General features: G+C 65.0%; 14 protein-coding genes. 11 read left to right on the top strand and 3 right to left on the bottom strand.

Annotation, left to right across the window (positions count from 1 at the left end; genetic code table 11):
- The first annotated feature begins 7 nt into the window (after positions 1 to 7).
- The 10 genes from AUL38_RS08235 to era all read left to right on the top strand — a co-directional run bounded on the left by AUL38_RS08235 (position 8) and on the right by era (position 8,730).
- Positions 8 to 691, top strand: coding sequence for a DUF1990 family protein (locus AUL38_RS08235; RefSeq protein ID WP_059060960.1), 684 nt, complete (start codon positions 8 to 10; stop codon positions 689 to 691).
- A gap of 2 nt (positions 692 to 693) precedes the next feature.
- On the top strand, positions 694 to 1,935 hold the full coding sequence (hemW, locus tag AUL38_RS08230; protein WP_059060958.1) for a radical SAM family heme chaperone HemW: 1,242 nt from the start codon (positions 694 to 696) through the stop codon (positions 1,933 to 1,935).
- Positions 1,936 to 1,980: 45 nt separating this feature from the next.
- Positions 1,981 to 3,012 (top strand): heat-inducible transcriptional repressor HrcA, encoded by a 1,032-nt coding sequence (gene hrcA / locus AUL38_RS08225; RefSeq protein WP_059060957.1) that lies wholly within the window; start codon positions 1,981 to 1,983, stop codon positions 3,010 to 3,012.
- Positions 3,013 to 3,070: 58 nt separating this feature from the next.
- Positions 3,071 to 4,162 (top strand): molecular chaperone DnaJ, encoded by a 1,092-nt coding sequence (dnaJ, locus tag AUL38_RS08220; RefSeq protein ID WP_059060956.1) that lies wholly within the window; start codon positions 3,071 to 3,073, stop codon positions 4,160 to 4,162.
- Between the two features lie 3 nt (positions 4,163 to 4,165).
- The gene (locus AUL38_RS08215; RefSeq protein WP_059060948.1) at positions 4,166 to 4,906 is read left to right on the top strand and encodes a 16S rRNA (uracil(1498)-N(3))-methyltransferase; all 741 of its coding nucleotides are present in this window, start codon (positions 4,166 to 4,168) and stop codon (positions 4,904 to 4,906) included.
- 94 nt (positions 4,907 to 5,000) lie between these two features.
- Complete coding sequence (locus tag AUL38_RS08210) at positions 5,001 to 5,348, top strand: HIT domain-containing protein (protein ID WP_059060947.1); 348 nt, start codon at positions 5,001 to 5,003, stop codon at positions 5,346 to 5,348.
- Entirely contained in the window at positions 5,338 to 6,396 is a 1,059-nt protein-coding gene (locus AUL38_RS08205) for a PhoH family protein (RefSeq protein ID WP_059060945.1), read from the top strand. The genes AUL38_RS08210 and AUL38_RS08205 overlap by 11 nt, the downstream gene beginning before the upstream one ends.
- Positions 6,393 to 6,848 (top strand): rRNA maturation RNase YbeY, encoded by a 456-nt coding sequence (ybeY, locus tag AUL38_RS08200; protein ID WP_059060941.1) that lies wholly within the window; start codon positions 6,393 to 6,395, stop codon positions 6,846 to 6,848. Before AUL38_RS08205 ends, ybeY begins: the two co-directional genes overlap by 4 nt.
- Positions 6,849 to 6,853: 5 nt before the next feature.
- Positions 6,854 to 7,762: a hemolysin family protein gene (locus tag AUL38_RS08195; RefSeq protein ID WP_059060939.1), complete on the top strand. Its 909-nt coding sequence runs from the start codon at positions 6,854 to 6,856 to the stop codon at positions 7,760 to 7,762.
- Positions 7,759 to 8,730, top strand: coding sequence for a GTPase Era (era, locus tag AUL38_RS08190; RefSeq protein WP_059060938.1), 972 nt, complete (start codon positions 7,759 to 7,761; stop codon positions 8,728 to 8,730). The genes AUL38_RS08195 and era overlap by 4 nt, the downstream gene beginning before the upstream one ends.
- A gap of 329 nt (positions 8,731 to 9,059) precedes the next feature.
- Here era and AUL38_RS08185 read toward each other — a convergent pair whose 3' ends face one another.
- Positions 9,060 to 11,240 (bottom strand): lamin tail domain-containing protein, encoded by a 2,181-nt coding sequence (locus AUL38_RS08185; protein WP_059060936.1) that lies wholly within the window; start codon positions 11,238 to 11,240, stop codon positions 9,060 to 9,062.
- Between the two features lie 124 nt (positions 11,241 to 11,364).
- On the opposite strand from AUL38_RS08185, the gene AUL38_RS08180 reads away from it, so the two are divergent.
- Positions 11,365 to 11,751: a DUF5684 domain-containing protein gene (locus AUL38_RS08180; protein ID WP_059060934.1), complete on the top strand. Its 387-nt coding sequence runs from the start codon at positions 11,365 to 11,367 to the stop codon at positions 11,749 to 11,751.
- 18 nt (positions 11,752 to 11,769) lie between these two features.
- Here the strand turns inward: AUL38_RS08180 and AUL38_RS17120 are convergent, their stop codons facing one another.
- Positions 11,770 to 12,147, bottom strand: a complete 378-nt coding sequence (locus tag AUL38_RS17120; RefSeq protein WP_153006521.1) for a hypothetical protein — start codon at positions 12,145 to 12,147, stop codon at positions 11,770 to 11,772.
- Positions 12,148 to 12,156: 9 nt separating this feature from the next.
- A complete protein-coding gene (locus AUL38_RS08175) occupies positions 12,157 to 13,575 on the bottom strand; it encodes a DUF2207 domain-containing protein (protein ID WP_153006520.1) in 1,419 nt (472 codons plus the stop codon).
- Positions 13,576 to 13,636: the final 61 nt, after the last annotated feature.

The raw sequence follows: 13,636 nt of genomic DNA, 5'->3' as shown, positions 1-13,636 counted from the left end.
TACAAGCATGCCCGTCGCTTACGCGGCGATCGGCGCGTCAGACGCTGCTGATCTGCTGCGCTTTCCTCCCGACGGCTCGACGCCGTACGAGGAATCGCTGCAGCTCGGAAGCGGCTCAGAACGCTTCCTGACCGCAGCGAACCTGCTCATGACGTGGGGTGCCCACCGAGCCGCAGGTGTCGCCGTCACCGATGTTGAGCGCGGGGAGCCAGGCGAATACCTGGGAGTCCAGTTCAATGCGGGCGGGACGCCTGAACTGGGCGATGAGCCCGAGGAGCTCTTCAGCCCCGAGGGTGTCGCCTATATTCAGCCGGGAACCACTGCCACGCTCACGCCAGCAGGGAAGAACGCGCGCCCGATCATGGTCATCTCGACCGTGGACGAGCCGCAGCGGCTGGGTTTCGCCTGGGGTGACCGTGACGAGGTACCCGGCTTCGGCGAGCAGCTCATCACCGTGGAGCAGCGTGCCGACGGGACGGTGTGGGCGGTTGCCCGCGGGTTTACGTTCCTCACGAAGTCTGGTCTCATGGCTGGGATCAAGCAGCGCGCGGAGCTCCGCGATGTGGTCGAGCAGGCGCAGGCTTGCATTGCGGCGCTCGCACCGGGAGCGGCGCTTCGCAACGGCGTGACAGGAGCTGACTCCAGCACGACTGCGTCTGACTCGGCCGACACCGCGCCGCAGGAAGACTGACGATGCCGAGCGTGCTCCCTGATGGCGAGCCCGCCCCGGCAGATGGTGCGCTCCCGGAGAGCGTAGTGGCTGGCGCTGCGGACCGCGCGTTCGGCGTCTACGTGCACGTGCCGTACTGCCGCGTGCGCTGCGGCTATTGCGACTTCAACACCTATACCGCGAGTGAGCTTGGCGGCGGCGCGAGCCAGGCCGGTTATGCGGCGGAAGCTGCTCGGGAGTTGAGTTTCGGCGCGGGCGTCATGCGCACCGCTGGTCTGCCAGACCGTGAGGTCTCGACGGTCTTCTTTGGAGGTGGCACACCTACGCTGCTACCCGCGAGCGACCTCGCGATGGTGTTGGCGCGGATCCGCGACGAGTGGGGAATTGCGCCCGGTGCCGAGGTGACGACTGAGGCGAACCCGGATTCCGTAGACGAGGCGTACCTTGCCACGCTTGCGGAGGCCGGATTCACGCGGGTGAGTTTCGGTATGCAGTCTGCGGTGCCGCACGTGCTGGCGACGCTTGATCGGACGCACACGCCCGAGCGGGTACCCGTCGTGGTGGAGGCGGCTCGCGCCGTCGGCCTGCAGGTGAGTCTCGATCTCATCTACGGCACCCCGGGGGAGTCGCTCGCCGACTGGGAACGTTCGCTCGACGCAGCGCTCGCGAATGCGCCAGACCACCTGTCGGCGTACGCGCTCATCATTGAAGCCGGCACGAAGCTCGCAGGACAGATTCGCCGCGGCCAGGTCGCTGAGCCCGATGATGACCTGCACGCGGAGATGTACGAGATGCTCGACGCGCGTATGAGCGCTGCGGGCTACGACTGGTACGAGATCAGCAACTGGTCGCGTACACCGGAGACACGATCACGCCATAACCTGTCCTACTGGACGGGTGAGGACTGGTGGGGCGCCGGCCCAGGTGCGCACAGTCACATGGGTGGACTCCGCTGGTGGAACGTGAAGCATCCGCGAGCATACGCAGAGCGGATGGGGCAGGGCCTCTCGCCAGCCCACGCTCGTGAGCTCCTCACCGCAGAAGCTCGACATAGCGAGCGCGTGCTGCTCGAAACCCGCATCAGAGACGGCTTCCCGATCGAAGCTCTCAGCGAACACGGTAAGCAAGCCGTGGCGGGGCTCATTGCTGACGGGCTCATTGAAGGCCGCGCGGCGCTTGGGGTGCAGGGGGCGCAGCCGCGGATCGTGCCGACCCTTCGTGGTCGGCTCTTGGCGGACACGGTCGTCGGAAAACTGCTCGAGTAGTAGACTGGCACTCAGGTTGTTGGAGTGCCAGAAAGGGGGCGCGTGATGGTTCCGGAGCGTAGCCTCGCAGTGCTGCACGCAATTGTTAGTGACTACGTCGCGCTGAACGAGCCAGTTGGTTCGAAGTCGATCGTTGAGCGGCACTCGTTTGGGGTGTCTGCCGCGACGATCCGCAACGACATGGCGCTGCTTGAAGACGACGAGCTGATCGCCCAGACGCACACCTCGTCTGGCCGCGTGCCCACGGACAAGGGCTACCGGATGTACGTCGATACGCTCGCCAAGCTGCGGCCGATGACGGCGGCCCAGCGCTCCGCGATCGAGCGTTTCCTCGGAGAATCAAGCGATCTCGATGACGTCATGGCGCGGACGGTGCGACTGCTCTCGCAGCTCACCAACCAGGTAGCCGTCGTGCAGTATCCGTCGTTGCGGTCAGTCGCAGTTCGACACGTTGACCTTGTCGCGCTCGGTGAGAACCGGGTGCTGTGCGTGCTCATCCTTGGCAACGGGGTTGTCGAACAGCACACGACGCTCCTCCCAGCAGACCGAGCGAACGAGGCCTGGCTCAACGGTGTCCGGGAGCAGATCTCGGGATCGGTCGTCGGTCGCGACATCGATGCCGCCGATCGCGCGGTCACTGACCTTGCCGCCCGCGTGCGCGAGTGGGCGGAGCCCGCTGACGTCGAACTCGCGCTCCACGTGCTGCGCGCGGTGTCTGAGCAGCTGCAGGCGAATCGCTCAGACCGTATTGCCGTGGCCGGCGCCGCCAACCTCACCCGGCCTGGTGAATTCGCGGGATCCCTACCGACCGTGCTCGAGGCAATTGAGGAGCAGGTCACGCTGCTTCGGCTCTTCGGCGAGCTCGTACAGGATGAGCGGGAGATCGCGTCGTCGATCGGGCGTGAGAATGAGGCCTATGGCCTCTCAGACGCCTCGATTATCGCTACGAATTACGAACAGCCGGGGGCGTCGCGACTCGGCGTGCTCGGGCCGCTCCGCATGGACTACGCCGGGAATATCCAGGCGGTTCGCGCGGTTGCCAGATATCTCAACCGATTGCTGAGCGAAGACCGCTAAACGGTTAACGGCAGTCAACGACGTTTCACACAAACCACGAACACCTAGGAGTACCACTGTGGCGGATCACTACGAGACGCTCGGCGTTTCTCGCGAAGCGAGCCTCGAAGAGATCAAGAAGGCGTATCGCAAGCTGGCCCGCCAGCTGCACCCCGATGTGAACCCCAGCGAGGAAGCCGCGGAGCGCTTCAAGAGCGTTACGCACGCATACGACGTGCTCAGCGACACCGAGCAGCGTCAGCGCTACGACATGGGTGGTTCGCAGGGCGGAGCGGGCGGCTTCGGCGATATCTTCGAGACGTTCTTCGGGGGCGGCTTCGGCGGCGGATCGCGTGGCCCGCGCTCGCGTGAGGAACGCGGCGAGGACGCACTGATCCGGGTTGACGTCAAGCTTGAAGAGGTCATCTTCGGTGTGCAGCGCGACGTCACGGTGAACACCGCTGTGCTCTGCAACGTCTGCGGCGGCAACGGCTGTCAGCCAGGCACCCACCCGGTCACCTGCGACGTGTGCCGTGGCCAGGGGCAGGTGCAGCGGGAGGTGCGCTCACTCTTCGGGAACGTCGTCACGATGCACCCGTGTGGCAGCTGCCAGGGTTACGGCACGATCATCGAGAGCCCCTGCGTTGAGTGCGCGGGCAAGGGGCGACTGCGCGAGCGTCGCACCATGCAGGTGGACATTCCATCGGGTATTGACACTGGCACGCGCATGCAGATGCGTGGCGGCGGCGAGGTAGGCCCGTTTGGTGGCCCGAACGGGGACCTGTTTATCGAGTTCCGCGTCGAGCACGACGACGTCTTCAGTCGCGACGGCAACGACCTGTTGAGCACCATGCAGGTGTCCATGACCGACGCCATCCTCGGTACTGAGGTCAATGTCGATTCGCTCGACGGTGCAGTGTCGGTTGAGGTCCCCGCCGGCACACAGTCCGGTGATCTCGTGACGGTGCGTGGCCGCGGTATCCAGGGCCTGCGCTCCACGACCCGTGGCGACCTGAAGATCGCGATGCAGGTTGCGACGCCCACGAAGCTGACTCACAAGGAAAAGTCGCTCGTGGAGCAGCTCGCGAAGCTCCGTAAGGACGAACCGCCCCACTTTGGCGAGTTCAAACAGAGCTTCTTCGGCAAGCTCCGCGATCGTTTCTTCGGCTAGTCCGTGGCAAATCTGTACTTTGCCGAGGGTCTTGCTTGCCCAGAACCGGGAGATCTTGTCACGGTTGGGGGCGACGAAGGGCGACACGCAGTGCGCGTGAGTCGGCTTCGGGTGGGCGAGCAGACCATCGTCGGTGACGGTCGTGGGCTGCGCGCTACCGGGAACGTCGAAGCAGTCGAGCGCGATAGTTTTACGTTGCGTGTGACGAGCGTCGAGGTGACGCCGCGACCCGCGCGCCGCATTGTGCTCGTGCAGGCCCTCGCAAAGGGCGACCGCGACGAGCGTGCAGTCGAGCAGGCGACCGAGTTCGGCGTCGATGCGATCATCCCGTGGCAGGCTGAGCGGTCGATCTCGCGCTGGAGCGGCGAGAAGGCTGAGAAGGGTGTCGCCAAGTGGGCCAGGATCGCTCGCGAGGCATCGAAACAGTCAATGCGGGCGTGGATCCCTGAGGTGCACGCTCCGAAGACGACTGCGGAGCTGTTGGCCACGGACGGGCACCTGCTCGTACTGCACCCGCGTGGTGAGTCGCGGCTCAGTGCGTGGCTCCCCAGCGACGACCGTGATGTCTTTCTCGTTGTCGGACCCGAGGGCGGACTGAGCGAGACGGAACTCGCCGAGCTTGGCGGTTCCGTAGCGGTGACAGGGGACCGGCGCATTGTGCTGCTCGGAGATGATGTGCTGCGCACCTCCTCTGCGGGGCCCGCGGCGCTGGCGGTGCTGAACACCGCGCTGGGTCGCTGGTGAGGATCCTTGATTACCGGCGCCTTGCGGTGAACACACCGTTCGCCCGTCAAGATTGGGTCCCCGCGCCCCGCCGCGGGTCGGTAGACTGAAGCGCATGGCTGCAGAGACTGTATTTGGCAAGATCATCTCGGGTGAGATCCCGACGACGTTCCTCGCGGAAACCGATCGCGTTGTCGCGTTCCCCGATATCAATCCGCAGGCTCCGGTGCACATTCTCGTGATCCCGAAGTCAACCGAGTACGCGAACGTCACCGAGCTCGCCGCTGGCGACCCGACGCTGCTCGCAGAAATGGTCGCCGTTGCAAAGCAGCTCGCGGCCGAGCACGCAAACGGTGAGTACCGATTGATCTTTAACAACGGCGCGAGCGTCGGCCAGACCGTCTTCCACGTGCACGCGCACATCATTGCAAATCTTGAGGAGCGATCCCTCGTTGGGTTCTGAACCAGACTCACCACACACAGCTGCCGTCTCAACGGACGGAGTCGCCCGGCCCGAGCCGCAGCTCGAGCGAACGGTGACGCTTACCGGCGTCGAACTCGCGTCATTTCTCGGTCACCGTGACCAGCTCCTCGCTGACCTCGAAACCCAGCATCCCAACGTCGTCTTTAACGCCCGCAATGACGTGCTGTCGATCCGCGGCGAGACGAGCGCGGTGCGGGCGGCCGAGGAACTCGTGCGCGAGATCCTCGAGCTCGCCAGGCGCAGCGGCACCGTCTCCAGCACCGACGTGCGATCGATCGCGCGGATGGTGCGCGACGGCAACGGTCCGCGCGCGGCGATCACGCTGAGCGAACCGATTCTCACGGTTCGGGGCAACGCGGTGCGCCCGCAAACGCAGGGGCAGCGCGACTACGTCGATGCAATCGAGCAGAACACGATCGTGTTCGGCATCGGTCCCGCCGGAACCGGAAAAACCTATCTCGCGATGGCGAAGGCCGTGCAGGCGCTGCAGCGCCGCGAGGTCTCAAAGATCGTGCTCACGCGGCCCGCTGTAGAAGCTGGCGAGCGGCTCGGGTACCTGCCTGGCAGCCTCGAAGACAAGATCGATCCGTATCTCCGGCCGTTGTTCGACGCGGTCGGTTCGATGATGGATCAGGATCTCGTCCCGAAGCTGCTCGCGAACGGCACGATCGAGGTCGCCCCGCTCGCATACATGCGCGGGCGCACCCTCAACGAGGCATTCGTGATCCTCGACGAGGCACAGAACACGACCCCCGAACAGATGAAGATGTTCCTCACCCGACTCGGGTACGGGTCGAAGATGGTCGTCACCGGGGACATGACGCAGGTCGACCTGCCGGTGAAGCAGAGCGGCCTTCGCGTCGTGAGTGGCATCCTGCGCGGTGTCGACGATATTCACTTTTCCGAGCTGACCGCCGACGACATTGTCAGGCACAGCCTCGTCGGTCGCATCGTTGACGCCTACGCGGCGTTCGATGAACGATCAGCCACAGACCAGCACACCACCGAGGGGAAGCGCGACCGATGAGCGTCGAGATCAACAACGAATCAGGGGTCGCCGTCGGCGAAGACCGGCTGCAGCGACTCGTGGGCTTCGTGCTCGAGTCGATGTACGTGCATCCGGACACCGAGCTCAGCCTGATGTTCGTCGACGAGGCAGCGATCGAGCAGCTGCACGTCCAGTGGATGGACGAGCCCGGCCCGACAGATGTCTTGAGCTTCCCGATGGACGAGCTCCGCCCCGGGCGCCCGGATGCGGCTTCGCCGGCCGGTCTGCTTGGCGATATCGTGGTCTGCCCGCAGATCGCGCTGATGCAGGCTGATGCCGCCGGGCACTCCCTCGAGCAGGAACTCACCGTGCTCGTGACGCACGGCATGCTCCACCTGCTCGGGTTCGACCATGGAACTCCCGACGAGGAGGCTGAGATGTTCGGCCTTCAGCGGGATCTCGTGCTGTCGTTCAGTACCCGAGAACGGTGAGCTCGATGAGCGACCAAGATCTTCCTCCGCTATTTGAGCGGGCCAGCACGGCGGTGCGACGTATCGCCGAGCGTGTGGCCCTCGGTCGCGGTCGGGTTCGTGACGAGCAGCAGCTGCTCTCGATGGTGGATCAGGCGACCGAGCTCGACCTTCTTGAAGAGGGGGATCGCGATTACATCCACTCGATCGTTGAGTTCGGTGACACCCTCGTGCGCGAGGTCATGGTGCCCCGCACCGACATGGTCACGGTCGACTCCGATGTCTCCGTGCGCGACACCCTCGAACTGCTGCTCAACGCTCGCCACTCGCGCGTGCCCGTCATTGGGGACGACGTAGACGAGGTGCTCGGCGTGGTCTACCTCCGCGACGCGAGTAGCTTCGTGCTGCGCCGGCCGGAAGAGTCTGAGGAGTCGCCCGCGACCCGCATCATGAAGCCTGCAATGTTCGTCCCCGAGGTGCAGCGCGCCGACAAGCTCCTACGGCGGATGCAGCATGAGTCAAACCATCTTGCCCTCGTGGTCGACGAGTACGGTGGCATCTCCGGCCTCGTGACGCTCGAGGACCTCATCGAGGAAGTGATCGGCGACATTAGCGACGAGCACGATCGGGAGGCCCCCGAGGTCGTCGAAGAGGCCCCGGGGCTGTACCTCGTGAGCGCGATGCTCCCGATCGACGACCTCGGCGAGCTTTTCGATCTCGAGCTCGATGACGAAGAGGTCGATACTGTTGGTGGGCTGTTCGCGAAGTGGCTCGGGAGGCTCCCAGAGGTGGGAGACCGAGTGACGGGCGAGGGCATCGAACTTGAGGCGATCGACACCGAACGCCGACGCAAACGACTTATCACGGCGCGCGCCCGCGCGGTGCAGGAACCCGCGGACACCGCGAACGGAACAATGATTGAGGACACAGCATGACCACATCTGCAGCAGACACCCCAGAGGTGCCCCAGGTCGCATACGGAACGGCACTTCCCGAGGGCACTGAATTCCGGGCTGGCTTCGTGTCCTTCGTTGGCCGACCGAACGTCGGCAAGTCAACGCTCACGAACGCGATCGTCGGCGAAAAGATCGCCATCACGAGCCCGAAGCCGCAGACGACGCGACGGGCGATCCGCGGTATTGCGCACCGCCCAAACGGGCAGCTCATCATCGTCGACACCCCGGGCATCCACCGGCCGCGCACGCTGCTCGGGGAGCGCCTCAACGCGCTCGTCGAAGCCACGCTCGGCGACGTCGACGTGATTGGGTTCTGTGTCCCGGCCAACGAGAAACTCGGGCCGGGAGATCGCTTCATTAACGACCGCCTGAACGACTTCCCGCGTGCCAAGAAGGTGGCCATTCTCACGAAGGTTGACGAGGCGTCCAAGGATGAGATCTACGACCAGCTCGTGCGACTCGGCGAGCTGCGCGAGTGGGACTCCGTCGTGCCCGTATCGTCGGTGACGAACGACCAGCTCGACATTCTGAGCGACGAGCTGTTGAAGCTCATGCCGGTCTCGCCGCCACTGTACGAAGACGAGGCGTCGACCGACGAAACCGAGGACGAGCGGATCGCCGAACTCATCCGCGAGGCCGCGCTGCGCGAAGCACGCGAGGAGCTTCCGCACTCGCTCGCGGCCACGGTGGACGACCGCGAAGAACGCGAGCCTGAGAACGAGGGCGAACAGGGACTCCTCGAGCTCTACGCATCGCTGTACGTTGAGCGCGACAGCCAGAAGGGCATCGTCATCGGAAAGGGCGGCTCGCGGCTCCGCCAGATCGGCGAAGACGCCCGCCGCGAGATTGAAGCGCTCCTCGGGCGCCGCGTGTACCTCTCGCTGCGCGTGAAGGTGCTCAAGGAGTGGCAGCGCGATCCGAAGGCACTCGGGCGTCTCGGTTTCTAACCGCGAGGCGCCCGCGGTAGTTCCATGCACGGACCTCGGCAAGAACAGACTCGGTGGAGCGCAGCGAGCCCCTTCTCGCTCCGGCCAGCGCACTCTCGAGGTCGAGGATCCCCGGCCTGAACTGCTCATGAGCCATGACCTCAGCGAAGTCAGGAGTGATGTGCAGTACAAGGCCCATGACCTCGCTGAGGTCATGGCAGGTGAGCGTGCGTACTCGCTGAGGTTTGTGCCTGCAACTGTGAGGAGCCGGGTGGCTTCGCTGGGGATCCAACGTGTGGGCGGCGTGCAGGGGAACCACTCCCGGCAGGCCGCCCACTGTGCTGTGTGCCCTACGCGCGGCGCCGCTTCCGAGCCACGAGTGCGAGAGAACCCGCACCGAGCAGAGTGGCGAGCGCAGCGAGGGTAACAGCAAGCGCCGGCTGATCGCTCGCGCCTGTGGCCGCGAGCTTCGCGGACCCCTGCTGCGGCGTGCTGCCCTTGCCAGTGTCAGTCTTGCCGCCGCCGTTGCCGCCGTTGCCGCCGTTGCTGTTGCCGTTGTCTGGGCCATCGGTGTCTGGCCCGTCAGTCCCGTCGTCCGTGACCGGGGGCGTGAACACCGTTCCGGCCTGAAGCGCGCCCGACTTTGCGCCGTCGGTGAACCACCAGACGGGGCGCTGAGACTGTGCGGTTGCGGACTTCGCTGCTGCGTTCGTGGTGAGCGCGGCGGGCGACGTCGCGAAGCCCTCGTTGTTGGTGTTCGGGAGCCCCTCCGGGCGGTCGAAGTGAGTGAGCTCTGGCTTGTCGGTGCCGTTGAGTGCGAAGAACGCCGTGGCCCCGTTGCAGCCGTCGTCGCAGACGGCCCACAGACCACCCTTCACCGTGTCCCAGTCGAGAGCCATGACCCCTGCGAGCTGCGGCTTCAGTTCGGCAACACGCTGGACGGTGCCGTCAGTGTTGAGCGCGAGCGCGAAGACCTGGCCACCGTCCTCGACTGCGACGAAGAAGAGCCCGTCCCCGTGGCCCGGGTAGCTCGCGGGGGAGTACGGGGCTCCGGTGTTCGCGTCGAAGAGTTTGCCTTCGAGGTCGGCATCCGCCACCCACTCGACGGCCTCGATGCCGAGGTTGGCGCTGACTGCGGGCAGGATCTCGGTGACATCCCACTCCTGCGTCGCAACGACATCGGGTCCGGGCGCGTTCGGATCGACCTTGAGTACCGTGTTCTGGTTCACTCCCTTGGTGCCGTTGTCACGTTCGGAAGCGAGGTAGAGGAAACCATCACCGGCGACCGTGATGCCCTCTGTGTCCGGACCCTTCGCGCTGGGGTTCGACGCGTCGCGCTGGAAGCGGACCCGCTTACCCTGTTCCCAGCCCGGGGCGAAGGTGACGGTGCCGTCTGCCTGCGCATTGAGCTTCCAGAAGCGGCCCTCGCCGTTGTCGACCGCCCAGAGTGCGACGCCGGAGGGCGTGAGCTGGGTATCGAGGCCAGAAGAGTCCTCGCGGAACATGGGCGTCGAATCGATGACGCGGGTTGTTGCCGATCCCGGCCAGGCAAGCGTGTCCGCTGGGGTCTCGGGGCCCGGCCCAGGATCGGGGTTCGTTGCGCACCGGTTCGGCTCGCCCGGTGTCGGATGTGCGAGTACGAAGCTGCCTTCGCCTGCGACACAGCGGGCGAGCGTTGCGAGCGCTGCGTCGCCGTCGATCACCGCGTGGCCCTCCCACGCGAGCGTGTCATCGATCAGTGATGCGTCCGGCGCAAAGAGCCGGATTCGATCGGCGCTGCCGATCCCGATCGCGTCGCCGAACGCGCCGGGGGACTGCCCGATTTTGCCCTGAGTGTCGGCCGCGACGACGAGGTACTCACCGGGGGCGATGCTGATTCCCGCCGGAAACTTCCAGCTGTGATCGTCGGAGTTGTCACGCAGCTCGTATCCCGCAAGATCGAGCGCTGTGCTGCCGGTGTTGACGAGCTCAACCCAGTCTGCCGGCTGTGAGTCAACCTCGCTGAGGAATACGCTGCCAGGGGCGGGCGTTGCAAAGATGTTTGCGGCGCCGCGTGTTGGCTCGCTGGTTGCCTCCCACTCGCCTGCCTCGGTGATCCCGAAGGTGACGGGCGCGTGCGCTGTCCAGCTGTAGCTGTCGACGAGCGCACCCGAGGTGTCGAAGAGCCGAGCCGAGTCAGCCTTGCCGAGCCCGAAGTCAAAGCCGACAGCTGAGCTGCCCTTCTGGAGCTCATCGAGGACGAGGTAGCCGCCCGGCGCGATGATGCTGCCCTCGGGAAGCAGGTAGCTGTGCGTGTCGTCACTGTCCCTGAACGTGTACCCGGAGAGATCCACCGCGGTGGGCGCTGGATTGAAGAACTCGACCCAGTCTCCTGGAGTTCCGTCTGAGGATTCGACCTCGGAGATGCGGGGGCCGGTGAGCTGGTCCGCGGTCGGCGTGAGGGGCGCGGCGGTTGCGGTCGATGGCAACGCGAGGACTGATGCTGTGATGAGTGCGGCGGTGCAGCCGGCAAGAATGTGACGCTGAGGCACGGAGGTTCCTTTGGACTTAAATCGGGACAAGGCCAGCCTCATCTCAGCAGTTCAAGGCAACGTTCTCGCGTCGCTTCGGTGACTCGCGGGTGAACGACGCCCGTGTGCACCATAGAATTCTTCTATGAACGCAGTAAACACGCCAATTGATGACGCTATGGCAGCGGTGCTTTCCGGCACCGGCTCCGTGATCATGATCGCCTTCTACGTCGTCTTCGTGATTGCGGCATGGCGCATGTTCACCAAGGCCGGGTACGCGGGCATTCTCGCACTCATCCCGATTGTGAACGTGATCCTCATCGTGAAGATCGCAGGGTACTCAGCGTGGATGTCGCTGCTCTACATCATCCCGATCGTGGGCTTCATTTTCGCGATCTTTGTCGCGCTGCGCCTCGGAACAAACTTTGGCAAGGGCGCGGCCTTCTCCGTCTTCCTGCTCTGGATGTTCCCGATCATCGGATACTTCATCATCGGACTTGGCGACGCGCGCTACGTTCCGCGCCGCCACTAAGCAGCCCGTGGGCGGAGGCTAGCGCCCGCCGCTAAAGCCTCCGCCTCCGCCGCCGCCCGCGAACCCGCCGCCGGTGGAGCCACCAGCACTCGACGAGGTGTAACTCACCGCGTTCGTGACAGAATCCGTGTAGCGCGAGAGCGACGTCGATAGGTTTGCGAAGCCGTGCATCGCGATGCCCGGATACCAATAGGGTACGTATGCGGGTTCGGCACTGTAGCGCACCTCGAGCACCTTCGCCCACTCCTTCTCGAGGTTGAAGAGCATCGCATACGGGAGCAGCCGCTCATACAGATGGATCACGGCGCCGCCGTCAGCCTCGCTCCGTTCGGCGCCCGAGAACGACTGCAGCATGGTGATGCGGTCTTCTTCGGCAACCGTGATGAACAGGCGCACTCCCTCGAGCTACTCGCGTGTCTCAGCACCGAGTCGAGTGTGCACGGTGTGCTTCGCGAGTCCGTAGAACGCGCTCACCCCGAGGAAGACCCCGCCAAAGAGGAACAGCAGGGGAAGCGGGGATCCGCGGAACACGAGGCCCAAGACACCGAAGACGACGAGTGCGAGACTGATCGCGAGCGTCGCGTACCCGAGGGCGCGACCGCCAGGCGCGTACGCTTTCTCGAGATAGCCGCGGGCCTGCGCCGCCGCGGTTCCCGCGCTCGTGAGCGACGTCATCTTCTCCGCGAACGCTGTGCTCTCCTTGGGGAGCGTCATCTCAGCTCCCGGCACTGCTCCCGGTACGAGCGCCTGCAGCGTGAGCATGTCGAGTTGGTCCACAGCGCGCGACGGATCAACGACGCGAACAACCTGCGTCTTCTTCTTCTTTTTCTTGCCCGTCGGCTCGCCGTCTTCCAACCGGGTCGCCCCAATCACCGCGAGGTGGATGATCTGCGGGGTCGCTGCCGGCTGGACCGCGCTTCCGACAATCGGCCCCGCAATGAGCGGCGGCAAATCGGCAGGGACGTCGTACTGGGCGACGATCGTTCCCCGGCCGCTGCGGCGCTGCCGACGGAAGCGACTCACCATCACCACCCCCGTCGCCGCTGAGGCGAGCCCGGCGCCTCCGACGATGAGGGGGAGCCCGTCGAGCGCGAAGTTCGGCAGTCGCTCAGGCGGCTGGACGACGCTACCCGGTGCCATGCCGACGGCAACCGTCACTCCCTGCTCGGGGCCGAGCGACAGGCCTGACAGGGACACCGGGTCAGCCTCGGTTCCGGTGCCCCCGATGGCGCACTCGTCCTCGCTGTGTGGTGCGCCCACATAGCAGCGCATATTCCCGGTCATTGCGGTCTGGAGCTCGGGCGCGAAGACGAGGTCGGCGCTGAACTGCTCGATTGGCTGCTGGTGCTCGAAGTCCATGATGTCCCAGTAGAACTCGTCGGCTGCACCGTCGTCCCTCGCGAGCACGACATCGGAGATCGTGTAGCTGATCACGTAGGTCTGGAGGCCGTGGACATAGGTATCGTCACCGACAAGCACGATGCGAAAGCCGTCTTCCTCATCGATCTCAAACGGGACGGGCGCACCGGTCGGGTCCGTGACCGTGAAATCGCGAGGATTCGTGTTGACGTTCTCGTAGCTGACAGGAACGCCGCGCACGATGCCGCGGTTCTGGTCCGTCTCAGGGAAGCGGGGTGACACCGTCTCAGTCACCTGTGCCACCGCACGGCCGTTCTCGTCTGTGCCTACGTCGTATGAGACGTGCCAGGCATCGTAGGTAAAATCTTCAACATCGGCGTGAGCCGGAGAAGCCGCGACAGCGGTGACGGCAGCGAACCCAACCGTTGCGAGCAGAAGCGAGCCGATTCGGAAATGTTTTCGCATATGCCCCAGATTACGCTAAACTCATCCCATGCTGTTCGGCTCGCTTCTTCTTAGCTGCCGC

It is taken from the genome of Leucobacter sp. G161 (genome assembly GCF_001482305.1).
In the GTDB taxonomy this organism is placed as follows: Bacteria; Actinomycetota; Actinomycetes; order Actinomycetales; family Microbacteriaceae; genus Leucobacter.
The sequence above is the reverse complement of the archived record's forward strand: the minus strand, read 5'-3'. Positions and strand labels throughout refer to the sequence as shown.

Bases quoted from the DNA above. Each gene is read 5' to 3' on its own strand.
- era (WP_059060938.1), top strand. From the start codon at position 7,759: ATGACCACATCTGCAGCAGACACCCCAGAGGTGCCCCAGGTCGCATAC.
- AUL38_RS08195 (WP_059060939.1), top strand. From the start codon at position 6,854: ATGAGCGACCAAGATCTTCCTCCGCTATTTGAGCGGGCCAGCACGGCG.
- hemW (WP_059060958.1), top strand. From the start codon at position 694: ATGCCGAGCGTGCTCCCTGATGGCGAGCCCGCCCCGGCAGATGGTGCG.
- ybeY (WP_059060941.1), top strand. From the start codon at position 6,393: ATGAGCGTCGAGATCAACAACGAATCAGGGGTCGCCGTCGGCGAAGAC.
- AUL38_RS08210 (WP_059060947.1), top strand. From the start codon at position 5,001: ATGGCTGCAGAGACTGTATTTGGCAAGATCATCTCGGGTGAGATCCCG.
- AUL38_RS08235 (WP_059060960.1), top strand. From the start codon at position 8: ATGCCCGTCGCTTACGCGGCGATCGGCGCGTCAGACGCTGCTGATCTG.
- AUL38_RS08180 (WP_059060934.1), top strand. From the start codon at position 11,365: ATGAACGCAGTAAACACGCCAATTGATGACGCTATGGCAGCGGTGCTT.
- hrcA (WP_059060957.1), top strand. From the start codon at position 1,981: ATGGTTCCGGAGCGTAGCCTCGCAGTGCTGCACGCAATTGTTAGTGAC.
- AUL38_RS08175 (WP_153006520.1), bottom strand. From the start codon at position 13,575: ATGCGAAAACATTTCCGAATCGGCTCGCTTCTGCTCGCAACGGTTGGG.